The sequence below is a fragment of the Paracoccus sp. (in: a-proteobacteria) genome, from assembly GCF_030538755.1.
Lineage (GTDB): Bacteria > Pseudomonadota > Alphaproteobacteria > Rhodobacterales > Rhodobacteraceae > Paracoccus.
The window spans coordinates 13,489-38,377 of sequence record NZ_JAUNTJ010000025.1; the positions used below are offsets into that span (position 1 = coordinate 13,489).

Annotated in this window: 19 protein-coding genes; 8 read left to right on the forward strand and 11 right to left on the reverse strand. The window is 65.0% G+C overall.

The genetic code is table 11. The features are described 5' to 3' along the window. Positions 1-210 precede the first annotated feature (210 nt). Together Q4G14_RS13215 and Q4G14_RS13220 are read right to left on the reverse strand one after the other, a co-directional pair. Positions 211-2,775 (reverse strand): putative PEP-binding protein, encoded by a 2,565-nt coding sequence (locus tag Q4G14_RS13215; RefSeq protein ID WP_303362225.1) that lies wholly within the window; start codon positions 2,773-2,775, stop codon positions 211-213. Between the two features lie 117 nt (positions 2,776-2,892). Next, positions 2,893-4,173 (reverse strand): O-acetylhomoserine aminocarboxypropyltransferase/cysteine synthase family protein, encoded by a 1,281-nt coding sequence (locus Q4G14_RS13220; protein WP_303362243.1) that lies wholly within the window; start codon positions 4,171-4,173, stop codon positions 2,893-2,895. 109 nt (positions 4,174-4,282) lie between these two features. Here Q4G14_RS13220 and Q4G14_RS13225 point away from each other — a divergent pair, with 109 nt between their 5' ends. Further along, a complete protein-coding gene (locus tag Q4G14_RS13225) occupies positions 4,283-6,133 on the forward strand; it encodes an ABC-F family ATP-binding cassette domain-containing protein (RefSeq protein ID WP_303362226.1) in 1,851 nt (616 codons plus the stop codon). A gap of 74 nt (positions 6,134-6,207) precedes the next feature. Here the strand turns inward: Q4G14_RS13225 and Q4G14_RS13230 are convergent, their stop codons facing one another. The 3 genes from Q4G14_RS13230 to Q4G14_RS13240 form a co-directional block, all read right to left on the reverse strand. Then, on the reverse strand, positions 6,208-7,368 hold the full coding sequence (locus Q4G14_RS13230) for an NAD-dependent epimerase/dehydratase family protein (protein ID WP_303362227.1): 1,161 nt from the start codon (positions 7,366-7,368) through the stop codon (positions 6,208-6,210). Between the two features lie 89 nt (positions 7,369-7,457). Beyond that, positions 7,458-8,126, reverse strand: coding sequence for an ABC transporter ATP-binding protein (locus Q4G14_RS13235; RefSeq protein WP_303362228.1), 669 nt, complete (start codon positions 8,124-8,126; stop codon positions 7,458-7,460). A 6-nt stretch (positions 8,127-8,132) separates the two neighbouring features. Then, positions 8,133-9,623, reverse strand: a complete 1,491-nt coding sequence (locus Q4G14_RS13240) for a capsule biosynthesis protein (protein ID WP_303362229.1) — start codon at positions 9,621-9,623, stop codon at positions 8,133-8,135. A gap of 27 nt (positions 9,624-9,650) precedes the next feature. Between Q4G14_RS13240 and Q4G14_RS13245 the strand changes: the two genes are divergently transcribed. Further along, the gene (locus tag Q4G14_RS13245) at positions 9,651-10,487 is read left to right on the forward strand and encodes an ABC transporter permease (RefSeq protein ID WP_303362230.1); all 837 of its coding nucleotides are present in this window, start codon (positions 9,651-9,653) and stop codon (positions 10,485-10,487) included. On the opposite strand, the gene choV is transcribed toward Q4G14_RS13245, so the two are convergent. From choV to choX, 3 genes are all read right to left on the reverse strand, one after another. Beyond that, positions 10,484-11,518 carry a choline ABC transporter ATP-binding protein gene (choV, locus tag Q4G14_RS13250; RefSeq protein WP_303362231.1) on the reverse strand — a complete coding sequence of 345 codons (1,035 nt, stop codon included), beginning with the start codon at positions 11,516-11,518 and terminating at the stop codon, positions 10,484-10,486. The genes Q4G14_RS13245 and choV overlap by 4 nt on opposite strands. Beyond that, entirely contained in the window at positions 11,515-12,363 is an 849-nt protein-coding gene (gene choW, locus Q4G14_RS13255) for a choline ABC transporter permease subunit (protein ID WP_303362232.1), read from the reverse strand. Before choW ends, choV begins: the two co-directional genes overlap by 4 nt. A 64-nt stretch (positions 12,364-12,427) precedes the next feature. Further along, positions 12,428-13,369, reverse strand: coding sequence for a choline ABC transporter substrate-binding protein (choX, locus tag Q4G14_RS13260; protein ID WP_303362233.1), 942 nt, complete (start codon positions 13,367-13,369; stop codon positions 12,428-12,430). Positions 13,370-13,469: 100 nt separating this feature from the next. Between choX and betI the strand changes: the two genes are divergently transcribed. The 3 genes from betI to betA are packed head-to-tail and all read left to right on the forward strand — an operon-like array spanning position 13,470 to position 17,081. Next, positions 13,470-14,036 carry a transcriptional regulator BetI gene (gene betI / locus Q4G14_RS13265; RefSeq protein ID WP_303362234.1) on the forward strand — a complete coding sequence of 189 codons (567 nt, stop codon included), beginning with the start codon at positions 13,470-13,472 and terminating at the stop codon, positions 14,034-14,036. Between the two features lie 9 nt (positions 14,037-14,045). Further along, complete coding sequence (gene betB / locus Q4G14_RS13270; RefSeq protein ID WP_303362235.1) at positions 14,046-15,485, forward strand: betaine-aldehyde dehydrogenase; 1,440 nt, start codon at positions 14,046-14,048, stop codon at positions 15,483-15,485. A gap of 9 nt (positions 15,486-15,494) precedes the next feature. Further along, positions 15,495-17,081: a choline dehydrogenase gene (gene betA / locus Q4G14_RS13275; RefSeq protein ID WP_303362244.1), complete on the forward strand. Its 1,587-nt coding sequence runs from the start codon at positions 15,495-15,497 to the stop codon at positions 17,079-17,081. A gap of 34 nt (positions 17,082-17,115) precedes the next feature. Here the strand turns inward: betA and Q4G14_RS13280 are convergent, their stop codons facing one another. Further along, a complete protein-coding gene (locus Q4G14_RS13280; RefSeq protein WP_303362236.1) occupies positions 17,116-18,054 on the reverse strand; it encodes an ABC transporter ATP-binding protein in 939 nt (312 codons plus the stop codon). A 67-nt stretch (positions 18,055-18,121) separates the two neighbouring features. Here Q4G14_RS13280 and Q4G14_RS13285 point away from each other — a divergent pair, with 67 nt between their 5' ends. Together Q4G14_RS13285 and polA are read left to right on the forward strand one after the other, a co-directional pair. Beyond that, positions 18,122-18,322 (forward strand): zinc-finger domain-containing protein, encoded by a 201-nt coding sequence (locus Q4G14_RS13285; RefSeq protein ID WP_303362237.1) that lies wholly within the window; start codon positions 18,122-18,124, stop codon positions 18,320-18,322. Positions 18,323-18,575: 253 nt separating this feature from the next. Further along, on the forward strand, positions 18,576-21,374 hold the full coding sequence (gene polA / locus Q4G14_RS13290; RefSeq protein ID WP_303362238.1) for a DNA polymerase I: 2,799 nt from the start codon (positions 18,576-18,578) through the stop codon (positions 21,372-21,374). A 55-nt stretch (positions 21,375-21,429) separates the two neighbouring features. Here polA and hemN read toward each other — a convergent pair whose 3' ends face one another. Further along, positions 21,430-22,785: an oxygen-independent coproporphyrinogen III oxidase gene (gene hemN / locus Q4G14_RS13295; protein WP_303362239.1), complete on the reverse strand. Its 1,356-nt coding sequence runs from the start codon at positions 22,783-22,785 to the stop codon at positions 21,430-21,432. Between the two features lie 53 nt (positions 22,786-22,838). Between hemN and fnrL the strand changes: the two genes are divergently transcribed. After that, entirely contained in the window at positions 22,839-23,591 is a 753-nt protein-coding gene (gene fnrL, locus Q4G14_RS13300) for a transcriptional regulator FnrL (protein WP_303362240.1), read from the forward strand. A gap of 53 nt (positions 23,592-23,644) precedes the next feature. Here the strand turns inward: fnrL and Q4G14_RS13305 are convergent, their stop codons facing one another. Further along, positions 23,645-24,484, reverse strand: a complete 840-nt coding sequence (locus Q4G14_RS13305; protein ID WP_303362241.1) for a universal stress protein — start codon at positions 24,482-24,484, stop codon at positions 23,645-23,647. Between the last annotated feature and the right edge of the window lie 405 nt (positions 24,485-24,889).

The following is a 24,889-nucleotide window of genomic DNA, read 5'->3' on the forward strand; positions in this document are numbered from 1 at the left end:
GTTCGGGTGCAAATCACGACGCCCCGGTATCGGCGCGCCGTCAGAGAAGGTGATTAAGATTTTAGAAACCGCCGGTTCCAGCCCACAGGCGTGTGAGCGGCATTTTCAGCCCGTAAAAATGGTTAACGGGCGGAAACTTGCTGATGCCGTCATGCTGATCTGGCAGGAATCGGCAAATCCGCGTGTCGCGGGGGAACCGGCAGGGGCCAGTCAGCGCAGGGCTGCGGGCGAATCGTCAAAGCTCGATTCGGTCCGGCATCGAATCGATTCCTGCGCTGCGGCCAGCCGGGCGACCGGCACCCGGAAGGGCGAGCAGGACACATAATCCACCCCGGCACGGTGGCAAAAGGCGATGGATTGCGGGTTGCCGCCATGTTCGCCGCAGACCGACAGGGTGATGCCCGGTCTGGACTGGCGCGCCCTTTCGCAGCCCATCAGCAGCAATTCCCCCACGCCGTCAGCGTCCAGAATGTGAAACGGGTCTTCGACATAGACGCCCTGATTGACATAGCTGGACATGAACCGCCCCGCATCATCGCGCGACAGGCCATAGGTCATCTGCGTCAGGTCATTGGTGCCAAAGGACAAAAAGGCCGAATGTGCGGCAATATCACCCGCCCGCAGCGCCGCGCGCGGGGTTTCGACCATCACCCCCAGCCGATAGGTGAAATCGGCGTGCATCTGGTTGCGGACGCTGGCGGCGATGGCATCGACACGGGTCTTGACCAGCTCTACCTCGCGCATGGCGGAGACCAGCGGGATCATGATTTCCGGCACCACCGGCGCGCCCTTGCGGCTGGCGATGACCGTGGCCTCAAAAATGGCGCGGGCCTGCATTTCATAGATTTCGGGCAGGGTGATGCCCAGACGGACGCCTCGCATCCCCAGCATCGGGTTGTATTCGGACAGCGCCTCGACCCGGCGAGTGACTTCGGACAGGGGCAGGGCCAGCGACTCGGCCAGTTCGCGCATCCCTTCGCGGTCGTGGGGCAGGAATTCGTGCAGCGGCGGGTCGAACAGGCGGATCGTGACCGGCAACCCGGCCATGATGGTGAACAGTTCCACGAAATCGTCGCGCTGCATCGGCAGGATGCGTTCCAGCGCAAGGCGGCGATCCTCGGCCTTGTCGGCAAAGATCATCTCGCGCATGGCGGGCAGGCGGTTTTCGTCAAAGAACATGTGTTCGGTGCGGCACAGCCCGATGCCCTGCGCCTTGAACATGCGGGCGGTGCGCGCGTCTTCGGGGGTGTCGGCATTGGCGCGCACACCGATCTTGCGCGCGGCGTCGGCCCAGTCCAGCAATTGGTTAAAGCTGTCGTCCAGCGCCGGTTCCAGCATTTCCGCCGCGCCGGCCAGCACCTCGCCCGAGGTGCCGTCGATGGTGATCTCGTCGCCTTCGCGCAGGGTGCGCCCCCCGGCGTGCAGCGTGCGGGCACGGGTGTCGATGCTTAACCCGGTCGCGCCGACGATACAGGGCAGGCCAAGGCCGCGCGCGATCACGGCGGCGTGGCTGGAGGTGCCGCCGCGTTCCGTCAGCACCGCGACCGAGGCGTGCATCCCGCGAATATCCTCGGGCACGGTTTCGCGGCGGACCAGAACGCAAGGCTCGCCCCGCGCGGCACTGGCCTGCGCGGCGGCGGCGGTGAACACGATGCGCCCGGTGGCGGCACCGGGGCTGGCGTTGATGCCACGGGTGATGGTGTCGCGCGGGGCGCGCGGGTCCACCTGATAATGCAGCAGATCCGACAGCGCGCGGGGCTGGACGCGCATCACCGCCTCGTCCGGGGGGATGATGTCGTCGCGGGCCAGTGCCACCGCGATGCGCACCGACGCGCGCGAGGATCGCTCGACCCGCGTGGCGTCGATGATCGACAGCGTGCCGTCGGTGACGATGAATTCGAACTGCATTTCCTCGCGCAGACGTTCGCGCGCGGCAATGCCAAAGCGCACCAGATCGGCAAAGACCTGCGGCGCGGTTTCTTCGAGCGAGGGGCCACGGGTGTCGCGGGTCAGATACAGCGTTTCGGCCCCCGCCCCGCGTGCCGCGCCCAGTTGCTGCCCGCGAAAACGCCCGGTAATGCGGGGGGTGCCGGTCACGCTGTCGATGAACTGGATCGTGCCCGATCCGGTCACGCCGGGGCCAAGCGCCAGTGCCATTTCCTGCACCACCAGCCCCAGCGGCGCATCGGCGGGCGCGCCCTTGGCATGGCGCAGCAGCCGCGCCGTCGGCCCGTCCCATGCGCGGGCCATGGCGCGCAACACCTCGGCCAGTTGCCGGGCGGGGTCTTGCGGGAAATCCTCGTCCATTTCGGCACGCCACGCCCGCCGCGCATCATCCAGCGCCCCCGGCCCGCCCTGAGCGAACATATCCGGGTCAAGCCGCGCGATCTGCACCGCATAGGTCTGGATGAACGACAGATACAGCGCATCCGCCGCATCTTTGCCAAGGCGTTCGGTCAGATGGGCGTGGCAGGCGTCGTTCATGCCGACATGCAGCACCGTGCCCGGCCCGCCCCATTCGGGATGCATCGCCGATGGCCGCACACCGACCAGCCCGGCTGTGCGGGCAAACAGACCGGCCAGCGCCGGGGTCGGGGGGATCTGCCCCGAGGCAATGGCCCGCACCGATTCGCTGCTGATCGCCCAGCTTTGCGGCACCGGCAGGTCCATGCGGATCAGCCGTTGCAGGCATTTCGCCCGCCAGCCATGCCGCGCCCGGTCCACTGCGGCACCCGGCGTTATCTCGGTCAGGTCAAGGGGTTCGCGTCCGCTCATGCAGGGCAGAATTGCGCGCCCCGCCCTGTGCTGCAAGCGCGAAATGATGCCGCCGCCGCGAGGTTTGCGCAGGGGGCCGCAGCGGCCATGCCGTGCAGCCCCAAAGTCAGGCCCGTGTCAGCCGCAGGCCGCCGTCAGCGCCTGATCCAGATCGGCGATCAGATCGGCGGCGTCCTCGATCCCGATGGACAGGCGCACCACCTCGGGGGCGGCACCGGCAGCGCGCTGCTGGTCGGGGGTCAGCTGGCTGTGCGTGGTCGAGGCGGAATGGATCACAAGGCTGCGCGTGTCGCCAAGGTTCGCAACATGGCTGAACAGCTTCAGATGATCGACCAGCCGCACGCAGGCGTCATAGCCACCCTTGACCGCAAAGGTGAACAGCGCCCCGGCCCCTTTGGGATACAGCCGCTGCGCCGTTTCATGCCAGGGCGAGGATTCCAGCCCGGCATAGGTCACACCCGTCACGCGCGGGTCTTTTTCCAGCCACTGGGCCACCTTGACCGCGTTTTCCACATGGCGCGGCATCCGCAGGCCAAGCGTTTCGATGCCCATCAGCGTGTAATGCGCCGCCTGCGGGTTCAGCGTCATGCCCAGATCGCGCAGCCCGATGGCGATGCCGTGAAAGGTAAAGGCCAGATTGCCAAAGGTCTCGTGGAACTTCAGCCCGTGATAGGCGGGTTCGGGCGCGGACAGGCTGGGGAATTTGTCACTGGCCGACCAGTCGAATGTGCCGCTGTCCACCACGACGCCGCCGGTCACGGTGCCATTGCCGGTCATGTATTTGGTCAGGCTGTGGACCACCAGCGTCGCGCCCATCTCGATCGGGCGGCACAGATAGGGGGTGGCCAGCGTGTTATCCACGATCAGCGGGATGCCCGCCTTGTCGGTGATGGCCGCAACCGCCGGAATATCGGTGACATACCCGCCCGGATTGCTGATCGATTCGCAAAACACCGCGCGGGTGTCGTCGTCGATGGCGGCGGCCAATGCGTCCAGATCGTCGAAATCGACGAATTTGCACGACCAGCCAAAGCGTTTGATCGTCTGGCTGAACTGCGTGATCGTGCCGCCATACAGCCGGGTCGAGGCGACGATGTTGCGCCCCGGCGCCATCAGCGGAAACAGCGCCATGATCTGCGCCGCATGGCCCGAGGAACAGCAAACCGCGCCCGCGCCACCCTCTAGCGCCGCGACACGGTTTTGCAGCGCGGCAACGGTGGGGTTGGTCAGGCGCGAATAGATATAGCCGACCTCTTGCAGCCCGAACAGCCTGGCGGCGTGGTCGGCATCGCGGAACACATAGGCCGTGGTCTGGTAAATCGGCACCTGCCGCGCGCCGGTGGCCGGGTCCGGCTCGGCTCCGGCGTGAATGGCGGTGGTGTCAAAGCCCTGGGTCATCATCCTCTCCCCCTGTTGTGGCGGCAGATTAGGCGTCTGGGGGCGCTGCCGCAACGGGCAAGCATGGCCGCCCATTGACGCGCCTGTGCCGATGCGCCATGCCGCACCCATGCTGCGCATTGATGATATATCCTTTTCCATTCAGGGCCGCCCGCTGCTGGAACATGCCTCGGCCACGATCCCCGCCGGTCACAAGGTCGGGTTGGTCGGGCCGAACGGCGCGGGCAAGACGACGCTGTTCCGGCTGATCCGGGGCGAACTGACGCTGGACGGCGGCAGCATCGACCTGCCGCCCCGCGCCCGCATCGGCGGCGTCGCGCAAGAGGCACCGGGCACCGATGCCACGGTTCTGGCCACGGTTCTGGCCGCAGATACCGAACGCGCCGATCTGCTGGCCGAAGCCGAGGTGGCGACCGACCCGCACCGTATCGCCGAAATCCAGACCCGGCTGACCGACATCGACGCCTGGTCAGCCGAGGCGCGGGCCGCCTCGATCCTTGACGGGCTGGGGTTTTCGACCGCCGATCAGGCCCGCCCCAGCCGCGATTTTTCCGGCGGCTGGCGGATGCGGATCGCACTGGCGGGCGTGCTGCTGGCGCAACCCGATCTGCTGATGCTGGACGAACCGACCAACTATCTGGATCTGGAAGGCGCGCTGTGGCTGGAAGGCTATCTGGCCCGCTATCCGCATACGGTGATCGTCATCAGCCATGATCGCGGCCTGCTGAACCGTGCGGTCGGGCATATCCTGCATTTGGAAAACAAGACGCTGACGCTGTATTCCGGCGGCTATGACAGCTTTGCCCGGCTGCGCGCGCAGCGCCGCGCCCTGCAAGCGGCCGAGGCCAAGAAACAGGAACTGCGCCGCGCGCATCTGCAATCTTTCGTGGACCGTTTCCGCGCCAAGGCCACCAAGGCCCGGCAGGCGCAGGCCCGCGTCAAGATGCTGGAAAAGATGGAGCCGATCACCGCGCCCGAGGATGCGAAACTGTTCCGCTTCAGCTTTCCGCAGCCGGATCAGTTGTCCCCGCCCATCGTGGCGCTGGATGGCGTAGCGGTGGGTTACGGCGACCGCACGGTGCTGCGGCGGCTGAACCTGCGCATAGATCAGGACGACCGCATCGCCCTGCTGGGGCGGAACGGGCAGGGCAAATCCACGCTGTCCAAGCTGCTGGCCGGGCGGCTGGTCCCGATGGATGGGCGGATGACGGCCAGCACCAGGCTGCGCATCGGCTATTTCGCCCAGCATCAGGTGGACGAGCTGCATCTGGATGAAACTCCGCTGGATCACATCCGCCGCCTGCGCCCGGACGAGGCCCCGGCCCGGCTGCGCGCCCGGCTGGCGGGCTTTGGCCTGATGGAGGCGCAGGCCGAAACTCCGGTCGGGCAGTTGTCGGGCGGGCAAAAGGCACGGCTGTCGCTGCTGATCGCCACCATCGATGCCCCGCATCTGCTGATCCTTGACGAACCGACCAACCATCTTGACATCGAATCCCGCGAGGCCCTGACCGAGGCGCTGAACGATTACACCGGCGCGGTGGTGCTGGTCAGCCACGACATGCACCTGCTGGGGCTGGTCGCCGACCGGCTGTGGCTGGTGAAAGATGGCGCGGTCAGCCCGTGGCAGGGCGATCTGGATGAATACCGCGCCTTTCTGCTGAAAGGCGACACTCCGCCGCCTGTTGTCGCAGTCGCCGAACCGCCGCGCCCGAAACGCGCCCCCCGCGACGAATTGCTGGCCCTGCGCGCCGAGGTGCGCCGCGCCGAAGAACGCGTCGCCAAGCTGACCGAGATGCTGGAAAAACTGGATGCAAAGCTGGCCGACCCGGCCATCTATGGCAACCCGTCCGAAGCCGAAAAATGGGGCCGCAAACACGCCGAAGCGCGCGAAGCGATGGGGCGCGCCGAAGACATCTGGATGACCGCGCTGGAAAATCTGGAACTGGCCGAGCAGAGTTAACGCCCCGCCCCAAGAGCGTATTTGGACAAACAGGAAGCGGCGCGGGCTGCTTCCTGTTTGCTTAAATACGCAATTTATCCGCGCCAGTTCGATACGCAGGGGATTTTCGACTGATCGCAGCGGTCTGCGTATTTGCGTGCGATTTCGGTGACTTCGGCCATCAGCCCGTCTTCCAGCCGGATCGGGTTCAGGCCAAGGCCAAGGAACTGGTCGTTTGCCACATGCAGGTCGTTTTCGTCCGCTTCGATCCGCGGGTTGGGCAGGTTGGCGATTTCGGCCCCGGTTTGGTCGGCGATCATTTTTGCCAGATCGCGGATGCGGTGGGTTTCGGTCATCTGGTTCAGGATGGCCACCCGGTCGCCTTTGGCTGGCGGGTTCAGCAGCGCCAGTTCGATGCAGCGGCAGGTGTCCTGAATGTGGATGAAGGCGCGGGTCTGGCCGCCGGTGCCATGCACGGTCAGCGGATGGCCGACCGCCGCCTGCATCAGAAAGCGGTTCAGCACCGTGCCGTAATCGCCGTCATAGTCAAAGCGGTTGATCAGGCGCGGGTCGCGGCGGGTCTGGTCGGTTTCGGTGCCCCAGACGATGCCCTGATGCAGGTCGGTGATGCGCAGCTTGTCGTTCTTGTTGTAATAAAAGAAGAAAAGCTGATCCTGCGTCTTGGTCATGTGATAGATGCTGCCGGGATTCGCCGGATACAGGATTTCCTGTTCCGCATCGCCATGTTCGGTGGCGACGCGCACCGTCAGATAGCCTTCGGGGATGCGCATCCCGGCGGTGCCATAGCCATAGACCCCCATCGTGCCCAGATGCAGCAGGTGAATATCCTGTTTGCTTTCGACAATCGCTGCCAGCACGTTATTGGTGGCGTTCAGGTTGTTGTTGACCGTGTAACGCTTGTGCCAGCTCGATTTCATCGAATAGGGCGCGGCGCGCTGTTCGGCAAAGTGGATCACGGCATCGGGCGCTTCTGCCTGAAACAGCGCCAGCAGCCGGTCGTAATCCTGCGCCACGTCCAGATTGACAAAGCGGATGGTTTTTCCCGACACCTCGCGCCAGGCGTCCAGCCGTTGCCCCAGCGGGCGGATCGGCGTCAGCGAGCCTGCCTCAAGCTCGACGTCGATCTTGCGGCGGGACAGGTTGTCCACGATCACCACCTCGTGCCCATTGGCCGAGAGATGCAGTGCGCTAGGCCATCCGCAAAACCCGTCCCCGCCCAGAACCAAGACTTTCATCACGCGGCTTCCTGTTTGTTGCCAATGTCTTGGGGACACTAGCCGCACAGGAAACGGAAAGAAAGAGCCAAGGCCCGGACATAAAATTGTTACACATCACCGGCGATGTGCATATTGCTGCGGTGGTGTTCGATTGCGTCGGCCAGATCGTGGTAATAGGTCAGGCGGCCGTTTTCCAGAACCGCCCCGGCGTCGCATATATCGCGCAGCGAACGCAGGTTGTGCGACACCACGATAGAGCCGGCTTTTTCCATCCGGGCATTGAAAACACGGTTGGATTTGGCCCGGAACTGCGCATCGCCCACGGCTGTCACCTCGTCCACCAGATAGGTGTCAAAGGGCACGGCCATCGACACGCCAAAGGCCAGACGCGATTTCATCCCCGATGAATAGGTGCGGATCGGCAGATAGAAATGCTGCCCGATTTCGGCGAAATCCCGCACAAAGGCGATCACCTCGTCCGTATCGACGCCATAGATACGGGCGACAAAGCGGCAGTTCTGTTCGCCGGTCAGATCGCCGTGGAACGACCCGGCGAATCCCACCGGCCAACTGATCGTGCCGGTGGACAGGATGCGCCCGGACGTTGGCAGCATGGTGCCCGCGATCATTCGCAGCAGCGACGATTTCCCGGCACCGTTCCGGCCCAGCAGGGCAACGGACACGCCGGTCGGGAAAACCGCGTTGATGTTTTGCGCCACGGTCTTGCGCTTGCCTTGCAGCACATAGGTCTTGGTCAGGTTTTCCAGCACGACCATGGCGGTTCAGCGGCGGTCGCGCAGACTGTAATAGATCAGCACCCCGATCAGCCAGCTCAGCAGCAAAAAGCCCGAGATGATGCCCAGCAGCTTGGCCCGTTCGGGGTATTCGGCCTGCTGCGCCAGCGTCGGGCGCACATAGGCCGCCAGATAGCGCGACTGCCGCCGCGCCTCGGCCTGCGCCACGTCCAGCGCGGCCAGCGTGGCGGTATAGGTCTGCTCGGCGAACTGGCGATCAACCAGCAGCCCCTCATACTGGCCGACCACATCCGACAGCACCTCGCCGCTGCTGGTGGATGAGCCAAGCTTGCGGCGTTCGTCCTCGATCTGCTCGCGGATGGTGGCGATGCGCAGTTCGGCCTGGCTGACGCGCGGATCGTTGGGCTGTGCGTTGGATTTCAGCATCGCCAGCGAGATCAGCGATTCCGCCAGCTGCCCTTGCAGGGATGCGACGATGCCCGACTGCATCTGCACATCCGCCGCCGGATCGACCATCTGATGCAGGTTGCGAAAGGCGTTCATATCCTGCCGGGCCTGTTTTACCCGCTCGACCGCCTGTTCGACCTCGGCGCGGGCATAGCGCAGGGTATCCTCGCGCGCGACGGCGTTCAGGTCGTTAATCATGTCGGTGCTTTCGTCCATGATCGCCTGCGAAATAGCCTGCGCATCGGCGGGGTCAAAGGCCAGCACCCGCAGGTCGATCATGCCGTTGTCGAAATACACCCGGACCTTGCGTTCCCAGTTCTGCCGCAAATCTTCCAGCGAGGCATCGCCGCGATAGCCGAACACCGGGTCGCCCGACGCCTTGGACCAGATCGCGCGCAGGTCCAGCCGCTGATTGATGCGCGAGACCAGATCGTGGCTGGTCATGAACTTGTACAGGATGTCGCTGTCGGTGGTCGAATTGCTGGATGCGCCCAGCAGGGTGCCCAACCCCCCCAGCAATTCACCCGGGGCCGCGGCGGATTCGCTGCGCACCGAAAAGCCGACATATGATGCGTATTGATCGTTCGCGCGGGTATAAAGATACCATGCGCTGACAAGGATCGGCAAAACCACCCCCAGCACAAAGCTGGCGGCGATGAAAACGTGGCGCGATCCCAGCCGGGCCGGGCCTGCGGTCGGGGCCACCGGCGGCAAGGGGGTGCTGGGTTGTTGTGGCGGCGCGGCGGGCTTGGCCGGGTTGGCCTTGCGCTTGGCCTCGCCGCCCTCGACCACGCCAAGTTTCGCGGCATTGGCGCGGGCTGCTGCGGGTTTGGGCTTGGCGGCGGGCGCGGCATCTGGGGGCTTGGGCGGGTTCACCGCCGCCATCGCCTTGCCGGTGACAAAGCCGGGGCGCTGATCGGCGGCGGCGGGCGTTTCCGGGCTGCCATCAGAAGAAGGGGGATGCGACGCGGCCATGGTGCCTGCCTGAATGTTGATCTCTGCCTGCCGGTCATACATAAACTGCCATCGCAGTTCCAGCGCAGACGGGCCATATGTCTGTGAGTGCTGCATCCTGATCCTTGTCCGGCAGTCACGCCCATGAAACCCGCCTTGCCCCAGCCCGCCGCTGCGCCCGCCAAGCCCGAGCTGCGCGAAATCAACAGCGTCCGCCGCCGCTGGCCGACGATGCGCGCGGTCGGGGCGCTGATGCTGCGCGAGATGTCCACCACCTATGGCCGCAGCGCCGGCGGATATATCTGGGCCGTGCTCGAACCTGTGGCCGGGATCACCCTGCTGGTGGTGATCTTTTCACTGGCGCTGCGCAGCCCGCCGATCGGCACCAATTTTGCGATCTTTTATGCCAGCGGGATCGTGCCGTTCATGTTCTATAACCATATCGCGGCCAGCATCGGTGATGCGATCCGCTATTCCCAGCGGCTGCTGGCCTATCCGGCGGTGACATTCGTCGATGCGCTGGTGGCACGGCTGATGCTGAACGTGATAACGCAATTGCTGGTGGCCTATGTCGTGCTGACCGGCATCGTTCTGACGATGGACACGCGCACCGATCCGCAGATCGCCAGCATCGCGCTTGGGTTTGCGATGGCCACCGTGCTGGCGGCAGGGGTAGGGACGCTGAACTGTTTTCTTGGCTCGGCCTTTCCGACGTGGAACAAGATCTGGGCGGTGCTGAACCGGCCGATGTTCATTCTGGCCTGTATCCTGTTCCCGTTCGATTCCGTGCCGGTGCCCTATCGCGACTGGCTGTGGTGGAACCCGGTGGTTCATATCGTCGGGCAGGTGCGGCACGGGTTTTATCCCAGCTATTCAGGCTGGTATGTCAGCCCGGCCTATGTCTTTGCCTTTGGCATCGTCACGATGACAGTGGGCCTGCTGTTGCTGACCCGCTATCACCGCGATTTGCTGAACAGCTAGGCCACACCCTGACCCTGCGGGTCGATCAGCCCGGCCAGCACCGAGGCCTGCGTGACATGCCTGCCGCCCTGCACATTTACGGCCGGGGTCTGGTTGCCCCGCAGCATCTGGATCACCTCGCGCACCGGGGTTTCGGGCGGGATCGGCGCGCCGGTCGCAGGCGTGGCCGCATCGCCCGGCAGGGCCACATCGGCAGCCGTCAGCACGCCGAGCGGGTTCATGTGGCGCACGAAATCCTCGACATATTCATTGGCCGGGTTGGCGATGATGTCGCGGGCGGTGCCGATCTGGACGATGCGGCCCCCCTCCATCAGCGCGATGCGGTTGCCCAGTTTAAAGGCTTCGTCCAGATCGTGGCTGACAAAGATGATCGTGCGCCGGTCCTTGGCCTGCAATTCCAGCAACTCGTCCTGAAGGCGCGAGCGGATCAGCGGGTCCAGCGCGGAAAACGGCTCGTCCATCAGCAGGATCGGTGCCTCGGTCGCGAACGCGCGGGCAAGGCCGACGCGCTGCTGCATCCCGCCCGACAGATCGCCTACGCGGCGGTCGGCCCATTCGGTCAGCCCCACGGTGGCCAGCTGATGATCGACGCGGCTGGCACGTTCCCTGGCGGGCAGACCGGCCAGTTCCAGCCCAAGCCCCACGTTTTCGCGCACCGTGCGCCAGGGCAGCAGGCCGAATTGCTGAAACACCATCGCCACATGGCGCAGCCTGATCTTGCGCAGTTCGGCCTTGCTGGCGCGGGTGACGGAAATCATCTGTTGCCCGTCCCAGACCCGCACTTCGCCGCGGCAGACCGGGTTCAGCGCGTTCACCGCGCGCAGCAAGGTGGATTTGCCCGATCCCGACAGGCCCATCAGCACCAGAATTTCCCCCTGCGCGACATTCAGCGCGCAGTTGTGAACGCCCAGAACCTGCCCGGTTTCGGATTTGATCTGGCCGCGATCCAGCCCCTGATCCATCAGCGGCAGCGCCGCCGAGGGGCGCTCGCCAAAGACGATGTTCACATTGTCGAATTCAACCGCATTCATTTCGCCCGCTCCATCCGCAGCATCCGGTCCAGCACGATGGCCAACACGGCGATCACCATGCCTGATTCAAACCCAAGCGCCGTATTGACCGAGTTCAGCGCCCGCACCACCGGCACCCCCAGCCCCGGTGCACCGACCAGCGCCGCGATCACCACCATCGACAGCGACAGCATGATGGTTTGCGTCAGTCCGACCATGATCTGCGGCATCGCACTGGGCAGTTCCACCTTCCACAGCAATTGCCGGGGGGTTGCCCCGAATGCCGTCGCCGCTTCGCGCAGGGCCAGCGGCGTTGACGAGATGCCCAGATGCGTCAGCCGGATCGGTGCGGGCAGGGCAAAGATCACTGTCGCGATCAGCCCCGGCACCATACCCAAACCAAAAAACACAATGGCAGGGATAAGATAGACAAAGGTCGGCATGGTCTGCATCAGGTCCAGCACCGGCCGGATCACCGCATAAAGGCGCGGCCGGTGCGCGGCGGCGATGCCTACCGGCACCCCCAGCCCCATACAGACCACGCAGGACGCCAGCACCAGCGTCAGCGTGTCCAGCGTTTCCTTCCAATAGCCTTGGTTCAGGATGAACAGGAACCCGGCGGCGACCAGCAGGCAGGTGCGCCAGTTGCGCTGCAAGGCCCATGTCAGCGCGACGGCCAGCGCAATGAAGATCAGCGGATGCGGCGCGTTCAGCAGCCACAGGATACCGTTGGTCAGCGAGCGCAACCCGTCCGAGATCGCGTCAAAGAACCACGTCGCATTCGCGATCAGCCAGTCCACGATCTGCTTTGCCGTTCGCCCGACCGGGATCTTGGTTGCGGTCAGCAGCGCCGTCAGTTGTTCCATGCGGTTCCTCGTCGCTTGGGGCCGCAGCGGGTGGGATGCCCGCCGCAGCCGTTGTCGTCAGGGATCAGCCGGCCAAGGCCGCGCTCAGTGCCTGTTGGGCGTCATTGCCGTCAAAGGTGGTCACGCCATCCAGCCACGGGGTTGCGGCATCGGGGTTGGCTTGCAGCCATTCACGCGCGGCATTCGCGGGGGTGGCACCGTCGTTCAGGATCTTGCCCATGACCTCGTTTTCCATGGGCAGGGTAAAGGCCAGATTTTGCAGGAACCTGCCGACATTCGGGCATTCCGCGACATAGCCGGCGCGGGTGTTGGTGCGCACCTCGGCTCCGCCGAAATCGGGGCCGAATACTTCGTCGCCGCCTGACAGATAGGTCAGTTCGTGCTGCGCGTTCATCGGGTGCGGTTCCCAGCCCAGAAACACGATGGGCCGCGAACCGGCATCGGCGCGGCTGACCTGCGCCAGCATCCCCTGTTCGGACGATTCCACCACCTCGAAGGTGCCAAGGCCGAATTTGTCCTCGGCCACCATTTCCAGCAGCAGGCGGTTGCCGTCGTTGCCCGGCTCGATCCCGTAGATCTGGCCGTTCAGCGCGTCCTTGTGCGTGGCAAGGTCGGTAAAGCTGACGATGCCCAGATCGGCCCCGGCCTTGTTGGTGGCCAGCGTGTATTTCGCCCCGGTCAGGTTGGTGCGCACCGTGTCCACCGTGCCGGCGTCGCGATAGGGGGCGATGTCGGCCTCCATCGTGGGCATCCAGTTGCCAAGGAACACATCCACATCGCCGGTGGCCAGCGCGGTATAGGTCACGGGCACGGACAGAACCTTGATTTCGGTCTGATAGCCGATGCCGTCCAGCACCGCCGCGGCCAGCGCCGTGGTGGCGGTGATGTCCGTCCAGCCCACGTCCGACAGCACGACCGCCTGACAGCTTTCGGGATCAGAGGCCAGCGCCGGTGCGGCCAGCGCCGTGGTGGCGGCCAGCGCGGCGACAAGGCGGGTGATGGTCATGTGATGTCTCTCCGTGATTTTGATTGACCAGTCAATTAATGGGGCGTAGGCACAAAAGTGCAACAGTTAATCCACGTTTCCCCGGATCAGCGGTCACGCCATGCCCAAGCCAAGTGCAGAGCCTATCCGAAAGGCTGCATTAATCAACGCCGCCATTGCCGAGGTGGGGCAGGCCGGGTCGCGGGATGTGACCGTGGCCCAGATTGCCCGCGCGGCAGGCATGTCGCCGGCGCTGGCGCATCACTATTTCGGGTCCAAGGACCAGATTTTTCTGGCGGCGATGCGGCATATCCTGAACGTCTATCGCGATTCGGTGCGGGTGGGCCTGCCCGGCAGCCTTGGCCGAAAACGGCTGGACGGCATCGTTTCCGCCAGCTTTGCCCCGCAGAATTTCCGCCACGAGGTCGTCAGCGCCTGGCTTAACTTTTACGCGATGGCGCTGGTCAATGACGAAGCGGCGCGTCTGCTGCGGGTCTATCACCGGCGGCTGTATTCGAATCTGGTCTTTGCGCTGCGGCCCCTGACCGACCAGCCGCAGGCGGTGGCCCAGACGCTGGGCGCGCTGATCGACGGGTTGTATCTGCGCGCGGCGCTGACACCCGGCCCGACCGATGCCATCGCGGCCATGCGGACTGTGGCGGGCTATCTGGACGAAACCCTAGGCTAAGAGGACAGAATGCAGGCGCAACCACAGAACAGTCTTTATATCGGCGGCGCATATGTGCAGGGGCAGGGCGACGATCTGCCGGTGCTGTATCCCTATGACGGATCGCGCATCGCGCTGCTGCGTCAGGCATCCGCCGATCAGGTGGCGCAGGCTTGCGCGGCGGCCGCACAGGCGCAGCCTGCATGGGCCGCGCTGGCGCCGGTGGAACGGGGCCGCGTGCTGATCCGCGCCGCCGCCATCATCCGCGACCGGGCCGAGGAACTGGCCCGGCTGGAAACGCTGGATACCGGCAAGCCGATTCAGGAAACCCGCGTGGCCGACTGGCCATCCGGTGCCGATGCGCTGGAATTTTTCGGCGGGCTGGCGGCAACGCTGACCGGCAGCCACATCCCGCTGGGGCAGGACTGGGCCTATACCGTGCGCATACCGCTGGGGGTCTGTGCGGGGATCGGGGCGTGGAACTATCCCAGCCAGATCGCCTGCTGGAAGGCCGCGCCCGCGTTGGTCATGGGCAATGCGATGGTGTTCAAACCCTCCGAGGAAACGCCGCTGGGTGCGCTGAAGCTGGCCGAAATCCTGACCGAGGCGGGCCTGCCGCCCGGTATCTTCAACGTGGTGCAGGGGCGCGGCGAGGTCGGGGCGGCGCTGACCACTGATCCGAACGTGGCCAAGGTCTCGCTGACCGGCTCGGTTCCTACGGGGCGGCGGGTCTATACGGCGGCGGCCGAGGGGATGCGCCATGTCACCATGGAACTGGGCGGCAAATCGCCGCTGATCGTCTTTGACGACGCCAGCCTTGAAGATGCCGTCAGCGCGGCAATTCTGGCGAACTTCTATTCCTCGGGGCAGATCTGTTCCAACGGCACGCGGGTTTTCGTGCAGCGCGGGATCGCGGATGCGTTTCTGGCCCGGCTGGCCGAACGCGCGGCGAGCGTGCGCATGGGCGACCCGCTGGACCCCGAAACCCAGCACGGCCCCATCATCAACGCCGCGCAGGCCGAAAAAATCCGCGCCGCCATTGCTGCCGGTCAGGCGCAGGGCGCGCGTCTGGTCTGCGGCGGGCCGGGGGAAGGCGCGTTCATCCCGCCCACCGTCTTTGCCGATGCCAGCGACGATATGACCATCGCGCGCGAGGAAATCTTTGGCCCGGTGATGACCGTGCTGACCTTCGACGACGAACCCGAGGCGATCCGCCGCGCCAATGCCACCAGCTTTGGTCTGGCCGCAGGGGTGTTTACCGCCGACCTGACGCGCGGGCATCGCGTGATCGCGGCCTTGCAGGCGGGCACCTGCTGGATCAACACCTATAACCTGACGCCGGTGCAGATGCCCTTTGGCGGGGTCAAGGCATCGGGGCTGGGGCGCGAAAACTCGGCCGCTGCGATCGAACATTATTCGCAGCTCAAATCTGTCTATGTCGGGATGGGGCCGGTCGAGGCCCCGTATTGAGGTAACATGATGACCGCTGATTATGTGATCGTGGGGGCCGGGTCCGCCGGCTGCGCGCTGGCCTATCGTCTGGTGCAGGCGGGGCATTCGGTCAACCTGATCGAATACGGCGGCTCGGATGCCGGGCCGTTCATCCAGATGCCCGCGGCGCTGTCTTATCCGATGAACATGGCGCGCTATGACTGGGGCTTTCAGACACAGCCGGAACCGGGCCTGGGCGGGCGCGTGCTGGCCACGCCGCGTGGCAAGGTGCTGGGCGGATCGTCCAGCATCAACGGCATGGTCTTTGTGCGCGGCAACCGCGCCGATTACGACCACTGGGCCGACAGCGGCGCGGCGGGCTGGGGCTGGGATGACGTGCTGCCCTATTTCCGCCGCATGGAAACATGGCACGGCGGCGCGTCCGATCTGCGCGGCACCGGCGGTCCGCTGCATGTCACCCGCGGCCCGCGCAGCAATCCGCTGTTCAACGCCTTTATTCAGGCGGGCCAGCAGGCCGGATGGCCCTATACCGACGATTACAACGGCCAGCAGCAAGAGGGCTTTGGCCCGATGGAGGCCACGATCTGGCGCGGCCGCCGCTGGTCCACCGCCAACGCCTATCTGCGCCCGGCGCTGAAAACCGGACGGCTGAAGGTCACGCGCGGGCTGGCCCGCCGCGTGATGTTCGATGCCGACCGCGCCATAGGTGTCGAAATCGACCGCAATGGCCGCCTGATGACCATCCGCGCCCGGCACGAGGTGATCCTGTCGGCCAGCTCCATCAACACGCCCAAGCTGCTGATGCTGTCGGGCATCGGCCCCGCCGACCACCTGCGCGAACATGGCATTCACATCATGGCCGACCGCCCCGGCGTAGGCGCGAACCTGCAAGATCACCTTGAAATCTATATGCAGTTCAAATCCTTGCAGCCGATCACGCTGTATTCCCACTATAATCTGTGGGGCAAGGCAAAGGTTGGCCTGCAATGGCTGCTGCGCGGGACGGGGCTGGGGGCCTCGAACCAGTTTGAAAGCTGCGGCTTTATCCGGTCGTCGGATGCGGTGGATTACCCCGATATTCAGTATCACTTTCTGCCGCTGGCCGTGCGCTATGACGGCAAATCGGCGGCGCAGGGGCACGGGTTTCAGGCCCATGTCGGCCCGATGCGGTCGAAATCGCGCGGCACGGTGCGGCTGGCCTCGGCCGATCCGGCGGCAGCGCCCGAGATCCGCTTTAACTATATGTCGCACCCCGATGACTGGGCCGAGTTCCGCGCCTGCGTGCGCCTGACCCGCCGCATCTTCGAGCAGCCCGCCTTTGCCCCCTATCGCGGCGATGAGATCCAGCCCGGCGCAGCAATGCAGAGCGATGCCGAAATCGACGCCTTTATCCGCGAACATGCCGAAAGCGCCTATCACCCCTGCGGCACGGCCCGGATGGGCGCGGCGGATGATCCGCAGGCCGTGGTGGACCCGGCGCTGCGGGTGATCGGCGTGCAGGGCCTGCGCGTGGCGGACAGCTCCATCTTTCCGCGCATCACCAACGGCAACCTGAACGCTCCGTCGATCATGACCGGCGAAAAGGCGGCGGATCATATTCTGGGGCTGATCTAGGCGCGCCGCCTGAGGCCCCCCGGTCCGGCGGGGCTTAACGGCGGGTCAGTTCGACAAAGACATCCTCAAGATCGGGCTGTTCGCTGGCCACGTCGATCACCGGCACGCCTGCGCCACGCAGCGCATCCAGCACCTGATCGGCGCGGACACGCGACGGGGGATAGCTGATCGCCAGCCGCCCGTCGCCGCGCCATTCCGCGCTGGCCCCTTGCGGCAGCGGCGGCAGCGCGACCGGGCCGCCGGTGTCGATCACCAGCGCCTTGCCATCGGTGCGGTGCAGCAGCGATTCGGTGCTGTCGCGTATCAGCAGGCGCCCCTTGTCGATGATGGCGATTTCGTCGCACATCTCCTGCGCTTCTTGCAGGTAATGCGTGGTCAGGATGATGGTCATCCCCTGTTCGTTCAGCCGCCGCACATTGGCCCACAGCATATCGCGCAAGGTGATGTCCACCCCGGCGGTCGGTTCGTCCAGCACCAGAATCTGCGGGCGATGGACCAGCGCCTTGGCCAGCAACAGCCGCCGCTTCATCCCGCCCGACAGATTGCGGGCATAGCTTTCGGCCTGATCGGTCAGCCCGACCAGCTCCAGCAACTCATCCGTCCAGCGTTCGTTTCTGGGCACGCCATACAGCCCCGCCTGCACATCCAGACTGGCCCGAGGGGTAAAGAACGGGTCCATGTTCAGTTCCTGCGGCATGACCCCGATGGCGGCGCGCGACTGGCGCGGGTTCACATCCTGATCGAAACCCCAGATCACCACCTTGCCCGCCGTCTTGTTCACCAGCCCGGCCAGAATGTTGATCGTGGTCGATTTCCCCGCCCCGTTCGGCCCCAGCAGGCCAAAGATCGACCCGGCGCGGATGGTCAGATCCAGCCCGCTCAGCGCCTGTTTCGGCGGGGCCTTGCCCGAACCGGCATAGGTTTTCGACAGGCCGGTGATTTCGATCGCATTTCCGGCCAAAGCGTCTGGCATCGCGCGCCGTCTCCTTTTAAGATCGGCGCAGATAAACCTGTTTTGCGTCAAAGCTCAAGGAACGGCCATGACCGCATTGCCCGCCCATACCGCCCCGGAAACCCAGACCGTGACCTCGTGGAAGATCGCCTGCGACGGTGACGAGGCTGCGGGCACCGGCCACCCCCGCGTCTGGCTGTCGGTCTCGCGCGACAGCGGCATGGTCGAATGCGGCTATTGCGGCAAACGGTTCGTGATCGACCGCGACCACGCGCACGACGACCATTGATCCGCACCACGCCGCGCTGACGCCGTTCACCACAAGCCCCCCGCGCCGGGGCTGCCGGCCCGATCCAGGCCCGGTATGACAGGCACACCTGTAGCCTGGCATATTTGCGCGCTGGCCGATCAACACCCCGCCCGTATCTTTGGTCTGCAAAATATCCCGGGGGGAATCGCGGAACGCGATGGGGGGCTGGCCCCCCTTTGCCCCGCGTGCCGATCATGGCACAACGGCGCCGGATACGCGAAAGGATAACACCATGACCACTGGCGATTTCGGCAAGGGCAGCCACCTGCATCTGATCGACGGATCGGCCTTCATCTTTCGCGCCTATCACGCGCTGCCACCGCTGACGCGGAAATCCGATGGCCTGCCGGTGGGGGCGGTTGCGGGGTTCTGCAACATGCTGTGGAAATATGTCAGCGATCAGAACGGCCATGACGCGCCGACCCATGCTGCGGTGATCTTTGACCATTCCTCCAAGACCTTCCGCAACGAGATTTTTCCCGATTACAAGGCCAACCGCCCCCCCGCGCCCGAGGATCTGCGCCCGCAGTTCCCCCTGACCCGCGAGGCGACGCGCGCCTTCAACATCGCCTGCATCGAAACCGAAGGGTTCGAGGCCGATGACATCATCGCCACGCTGGCTTGCCGGGCGCGGGATGCGGGCGGTTCGGTCACGATCATCAGTTCCGACAAGGACCTGATGCAACTGGTCGGGCAGGGCGTCGATATGCTGGACCCGATCAAGGGCAAGACCATCGGTCCCGACGAGGTGTTCGAAAAATTCGGCGTCGGCCCGGATCGGGTTGTCGATGTGCAGGCTCTGGCCGGGGATTCGGTCGATAACGTGCCGGGTGCGCCGGGCATCGGCATCAAGACGGCGGCGCAGCTGATTCAGGAATATGGCGATCTGGAAACGCTGCTGGACCGCGCGGCCGAGATCAAACAGCCGAAACGCCGCCAGACCCTGATCGACCATGCCGAACAGATCCGTATCTCGAAACGGCTGGTGCAGCTTGATTGCGACACGCCGCTGGACCTGACGCTGGCCGGGCTGGAGGTGCAGCCCCCCGCCGCCGACACCCTGCTGGGCTTTCTGGCGCAGATGGAGTTCCGCAGCCTGACCAATCGCGTCGCCGAAAAGCTGGGGGCCGAGGCGCCGCCGGTGCAATCGGCCCCGCCGTCCGAGGCTCCGGCCCCGGAACAGGCGGCCATCGACCATGCCGGTTACGAAACCGTCACCACGCCCGATGCGCTGGCCGCGTGGGTGGCCGCGATCCAGCAGGCCGGAGCGGTCGCCATCGACACCGAAACCACCGGGCTGGATGAAATGCAGGCCGATCTGGTCGGCATCAGCCTTGCCGTCGCGCCGGGGCGGGCCTGCTATATTCCGGTCGGGCATGTGGCCGGGGCGGATGACCTGTTCGGCTCGGCCAGTCTGGTGCCGGGGCAGTTGCCGCTGGCCGATGTGCTGGCGGCGCTGACGCCGGTGCTGACCGATGACGCGATCCTGAAAATCGGGCAGAACATCAAATACGACTGGAAGATTCTGGCCCGCCACGGCATCCGCATGGCCCCTGTCGCCGATACGATGCTGATGTCCTATGCGCTGCACGCGGGCACGCATAACCACGGCATGGACGAACTGGCCGAACGCTATCTTGGCCACCGCCCCATTCCGATCAAGGATCTGATCGGCTCGGGCAAAAGCCAGATCACTTTCGCGCAGGTCACGATCGACAGGGCCGCCCCCTATGCCGCCGAAGATGCCGATGTGACGCTGCGCCTGTGGCAGACCTTTGCGCCGATGCTGCCGCCCAATGGCGTGACCACCGTTTATGAAACGCTGGAACGCCCGATGGTCCCGGTTCTGGCCGCGATGGAGATGGCGGGCATCCGCGTCGATGCCGACACGCTGCGCCGCATGTCCAGCGTGCTGGCACAGCGCATGGCCGGGCTGGAGGATGAAATCCACACCCTGGCCGGGGAAAAGTTCAACGTCGGCAGCCCCAAGCAGCTTGGCGAAATCCTGTTCGACAAGATGGGCCTTGCGGGCGGCAAGACCGGCAAGACCGGCGCCTTTTCCACCAGCGCCGATGTGCTGGAGGATCTGGCCGCCGAGGGGCACGACCTGCCCGCCCGCGTGCTGGACTGGCGCGGGCTGTCGAAACTGAAAAGCACCTATACCGATGCGCTGCCGACCTATGTGAACCCGGAAACCGGACGGGTGCATACGTCCTATTCCATTGCGGGGGCGCAGACCGGGCGGCTGGCCTCGACCGATCCGAACGTGCAGAACATCCCCGTGCGATCAGACGAAGGCCGCCGCATCCGCGAGGCGTTTGTCGCCGGGCCGGGGATGCGGCTGGTCAGCCTTGACTACAGCCAGATCGAACTGCGGATTCTGGCCCATGTCGCCGATATTCCGGCGCTGAAACAGGCGTTCCGCGACGGGATCGACATTCACGCCATGACCGCCAGCCAGATGTTCGGCGTTCCGGTTCAGGGCATGGACCCGATGATCCGCCGCCGCGCCAAGGCGATCAATTTCGGGGTGATCTATGGCATTTCCGGCTTTGGCCTGTCGCGCAACCTGCGCATCCCGCGGGCCGAGGCGCAGGCGTTCATCGACACCTATTTCGAACGCTTCCCCGAAATCCGCGCCTATATGGATCAGACCGTGGCCGATGCCAAACGCGACGGTTTCGTGCGGACACTGTTCGGGCGGCGGATCAATACGCCGGGCATCAACGCCTCTGGTCCGGCGGCGGGCGGGGCGCGGCGCGCGGCGATCAACGCGCCGATTCAGGGCGCGGCTGCCGACATCATCCGCCGCGCGATGATCCGTATGCCCGATGCGATCAAAGACCTGCCCGCGACGATGCTGTTGCAGGTGCATGACGAACTGGTGTTCGAGGTGCAGCAAGATGCCGTCGATACCCTGATCGCAGCCGCGCGTCAGGTGATGGAGGGTGCCGCCGAACCCGCCGTGAAACTGTCGGTGCCGCTGGTGGTGGACGCCGGGCAGGGGGCCAACTGGGCCGAGGCGCATTAAGCGGGGCGCAGCGCCCGCACCCGTATGATGCGGGTGCGGGGTGGTGTGCGTCAGGTCAGATCGCCGGGGAATGGCCCTTGGCCTGAACGGTGTAGGCGTCAAAGGCCATGGCGATCATCCGGGTCAGCGGGCGGGCGCGTTCAGGGATCGACAGGCCCTCGTCGCTGACCTGCACCATGTCGCCGAACTTGTCCTTGACCGGGGCGTAAAGCTGCGCCAGCCGTTCTTGGGTCAGGCCATAATCGCGGATCATTTCGGCTGAACTGAGGTGGAAATCGCACATCAGCGCCTCGATCATGCGGCTGCGCCAGATGTCTTCGGCGGTAAAGGCGTGCCCGCGCGAGGTGGACAACCGCCCGTCGCGGATCGCGGCCTGATAGGCGCCGGTCGCCGGCGCGTTCTGCGCGAACCCCTGCGGAAAGCGGGAAATGGAGCTGGCCCCCAGCCCGATCAGGGTCGGCGCGCGGTCGTCGGTATAGCCCTGAAAATTGCGGCGCAGGTGGCCGGTGCGGGCGGCGATGGCCAGCCCGTCATCGGGGCGGGCGAAATGGTCAATGCCGATTTCATCATAGCCATCGGCCAGAAACAGGTCGCGCGCGGTTTCGAACAGTGCCAGCCGCGATTCGGAATTGGGCAGCGCCTCGCCGGGGATCATGACCTGACGCTTCGACATCCACGGCACATGGGCATAGCCATACAGCGCCACCCGGTCGGGGTTCAGCGCCAGCAGCTTTTGCACCGTGTCCGATATGCGGCGCTTGTCCTGATGGGGCAGGCCGAACAGGATGTCGGCGTTCAGGCTGGTAATGCCGCGCGCGCGGATCATCTCAACCGCTTTGGCGGTCAGTTCAAAGGACTGTTCGCGGCCAATGGTTTTCTGGATCAGCGGGTCGAAATCCTGCACGCCGATGCTGGCGCGGGTCAGACCGGATTCGGCCAGCGCATCCATCCGGCCTTCGTCGATCTCGTTCGGGTCGATCTCGACCGAAAATTCCGCGCCGTCATCCAGCGGAAAGCTGTCGTGGATCACGCCCGCAAGGCGGCGGATCATGTCGGGGGCCAGCAGCGTGGGCGTGCCACCGCCCCAATGCAGCCGCGACAGCCGCACACCCGGTGCCAGCCGTTCGCGCAGCATGGCGATTTCGGTCAGCAGCGTTTCGGTATAGGCGGCAACGGGTTCCAGCGTCTGCGTGCCCTGCGTGCGGCAGGCGCAGAACCAGCACAGCCTGCGGCAGAACGGGATGTGCAGATACAGCGAAATGCGCGCATCACCGGGCACGGCGCTGATCCAGTCGGCGGCCTGCTGCGGGCCGACGGCGGGCGAAAACTGTGGTGCTGTGGGGTAGGAAGTATAGCGCGGCACGCGCGCGTCAAAAAGCCCCAGCTGCCTGAGTTGCGATTCGTGGTCCATACGCTATATAAATAGGAACCACGCGCGAACATACATTGACACAAATCAAGCGGATGCAAATCGACATCACCCGATCCCACGGGCCAGATATGGCCTGCGCAGACTGCCCGATCCGGTATCGGGCCGTTTGCGCGCATTGCGAATCCCACGAGCTTGATACGCTTGAGGGGGCAAAGTTTTATCGCAGTTACGAGGCCGGGCAGGTGATCGTCTGGTTGGGCGACCGCATGGATTTCGTCGCCTCGGTCGTGTCCGGGGTAGCCAGCCTGACCCAGACGATGGACGACGGGCGGACGCAGATGGTCGGGATGCTGTTGCCCAGCGACTTTCTGGGGCGGCCCGGACGCTCGGTCGCGCAATATACGGTCACGGCGGCCACGGATGTGACGCTGTGCTGTTTCCGCCGCAAACCGTTCGAGGAAATCCTGACGCGCACCCCGCATATCGCCCGGCGGCTGCTGGAAATGACGCTGGACGAACTGGACGCGGCGCGCGAATGGATGCTGCTGCTGGGGCGCAAGACGGCGCGGGAAAAGATCGCCTCGTTTCTGGCGATCGTCGCCCGCCGCGACGCCGCGCTGCGCAAGGCGCAGCCGGGCGGGCGGATGGAGATGGTCTTGCCCCTGACGCGCGAAGCGATGGCCGATTATCTGGGCCTGACGCTGGAAACCGTCAGCCGGCAGGTCAGCGCGCTGAAACGCGACGAGGTGATCGCCCTGAACGGCAAGCGCAGCATCACCGTCCCCGATTTCGCGCGTCTGGTCGAGGAATCGGGCGATGACGCCGATGGCGGCTGGCTGAACTAACCTGTCCAGGGCCGGGGCGGCCCCGGCCCTGGGTGTTTTGCGCCAGCGTGGTCTCAGCGGGCCATGAAAACCGCGACGGGCGAATTTTCCAGCATGTTGCGGGTTGCGCCGCCAAGGATCGCCTCGCGAAAGCGCGAATGGCCATAGGCCCCCATCACGATCATATCGGCACCGGTTTCCTGAGCGCGGCGGATCAGCACGTCGCTGATGGCCGGTTCGGTGCGCGCCAGCACGGCGATTTCGGCGCGGGCACCGTGACGAACCAGCATCTGACACAGCGCGCCCCCCGGATCCGAGCGTTCGGGGCCAAAGGGCTTGGGATCGACCACGGTGATTTCCACCGATTCCGCTGCTACCAGCAGGGGCAGGGCGCGGCGCACGGCGGCGATGGCCTCGTTCGACTGGTTCCACGCGACCATCACCTTTTTCGGCGGCTCGGTCGGCAGATCGCCGCGCGGCAGCACCAGCACCGGACAGCCGCCTTCGAACATCGCGGCCTCGGTCACGGCTTCGGCATCGGGCGGGGCGGTGTCGCCATAGGGGTGGTTCTGCACCATCACATCGGCAAAGCGGGCGCGCATCCCGATCAGCGTGGTCAGCCCGCCCGACTGGGCCACGGCGGAATCGACCGACCAGCGCAGCGCGGTGTTCGGCGTCAGCCGGTCGCGCACCGTTTTTTCCAGCGTTTCGGCCGCCGTCATGGATTTGTCGATGGATTCCTGAAACACATAGGCCGAGGCCCCGGCATAGTAATAGCCAACCTGGCTGTGATCGACGCCAAGGCAAAACACTTCGAGATGGGCATCTTCGCGCAGGGCCAATGCCGCTGCTGCGTCAAGCTGGCTGGTCTGGCTGGGGTCGGTGATGACGGTAAGGATTGTCTTGAAGCTCATCAGGGTCGCTCCTGTTCCTGTTCGCATGATTGTGACGCATTCCGCGCCCGTTTACATTGACTTGCATCAACCCGGCGTCAACCATGAGAAGATCGGCCCGCCTGTCAGGCAATCATGCCGGAAACGCCGCGTCTTTGCGCTTTGATTCAGATCAAGGACGTGTGCTTGTTGCGATCCTATGCGATGGTGGCCGGATGCCCGTCTGCCCGTTCGATTCGTCGTGACGGGCCGGGTTCTGCTATGAAATGCAAAGGGACACGAGGACGATGTCAAATCTGTTCAAGCTGATCGCGCTGGGTGCGGTCGCGGTGTTTGCCGCGATCGGCGCCAACCTTGCGCGCGATCTGGCATATATGGTGAACGCCCTGACCGTGATGCTGGTTGCGGGCGGTATGTTCATCTGGG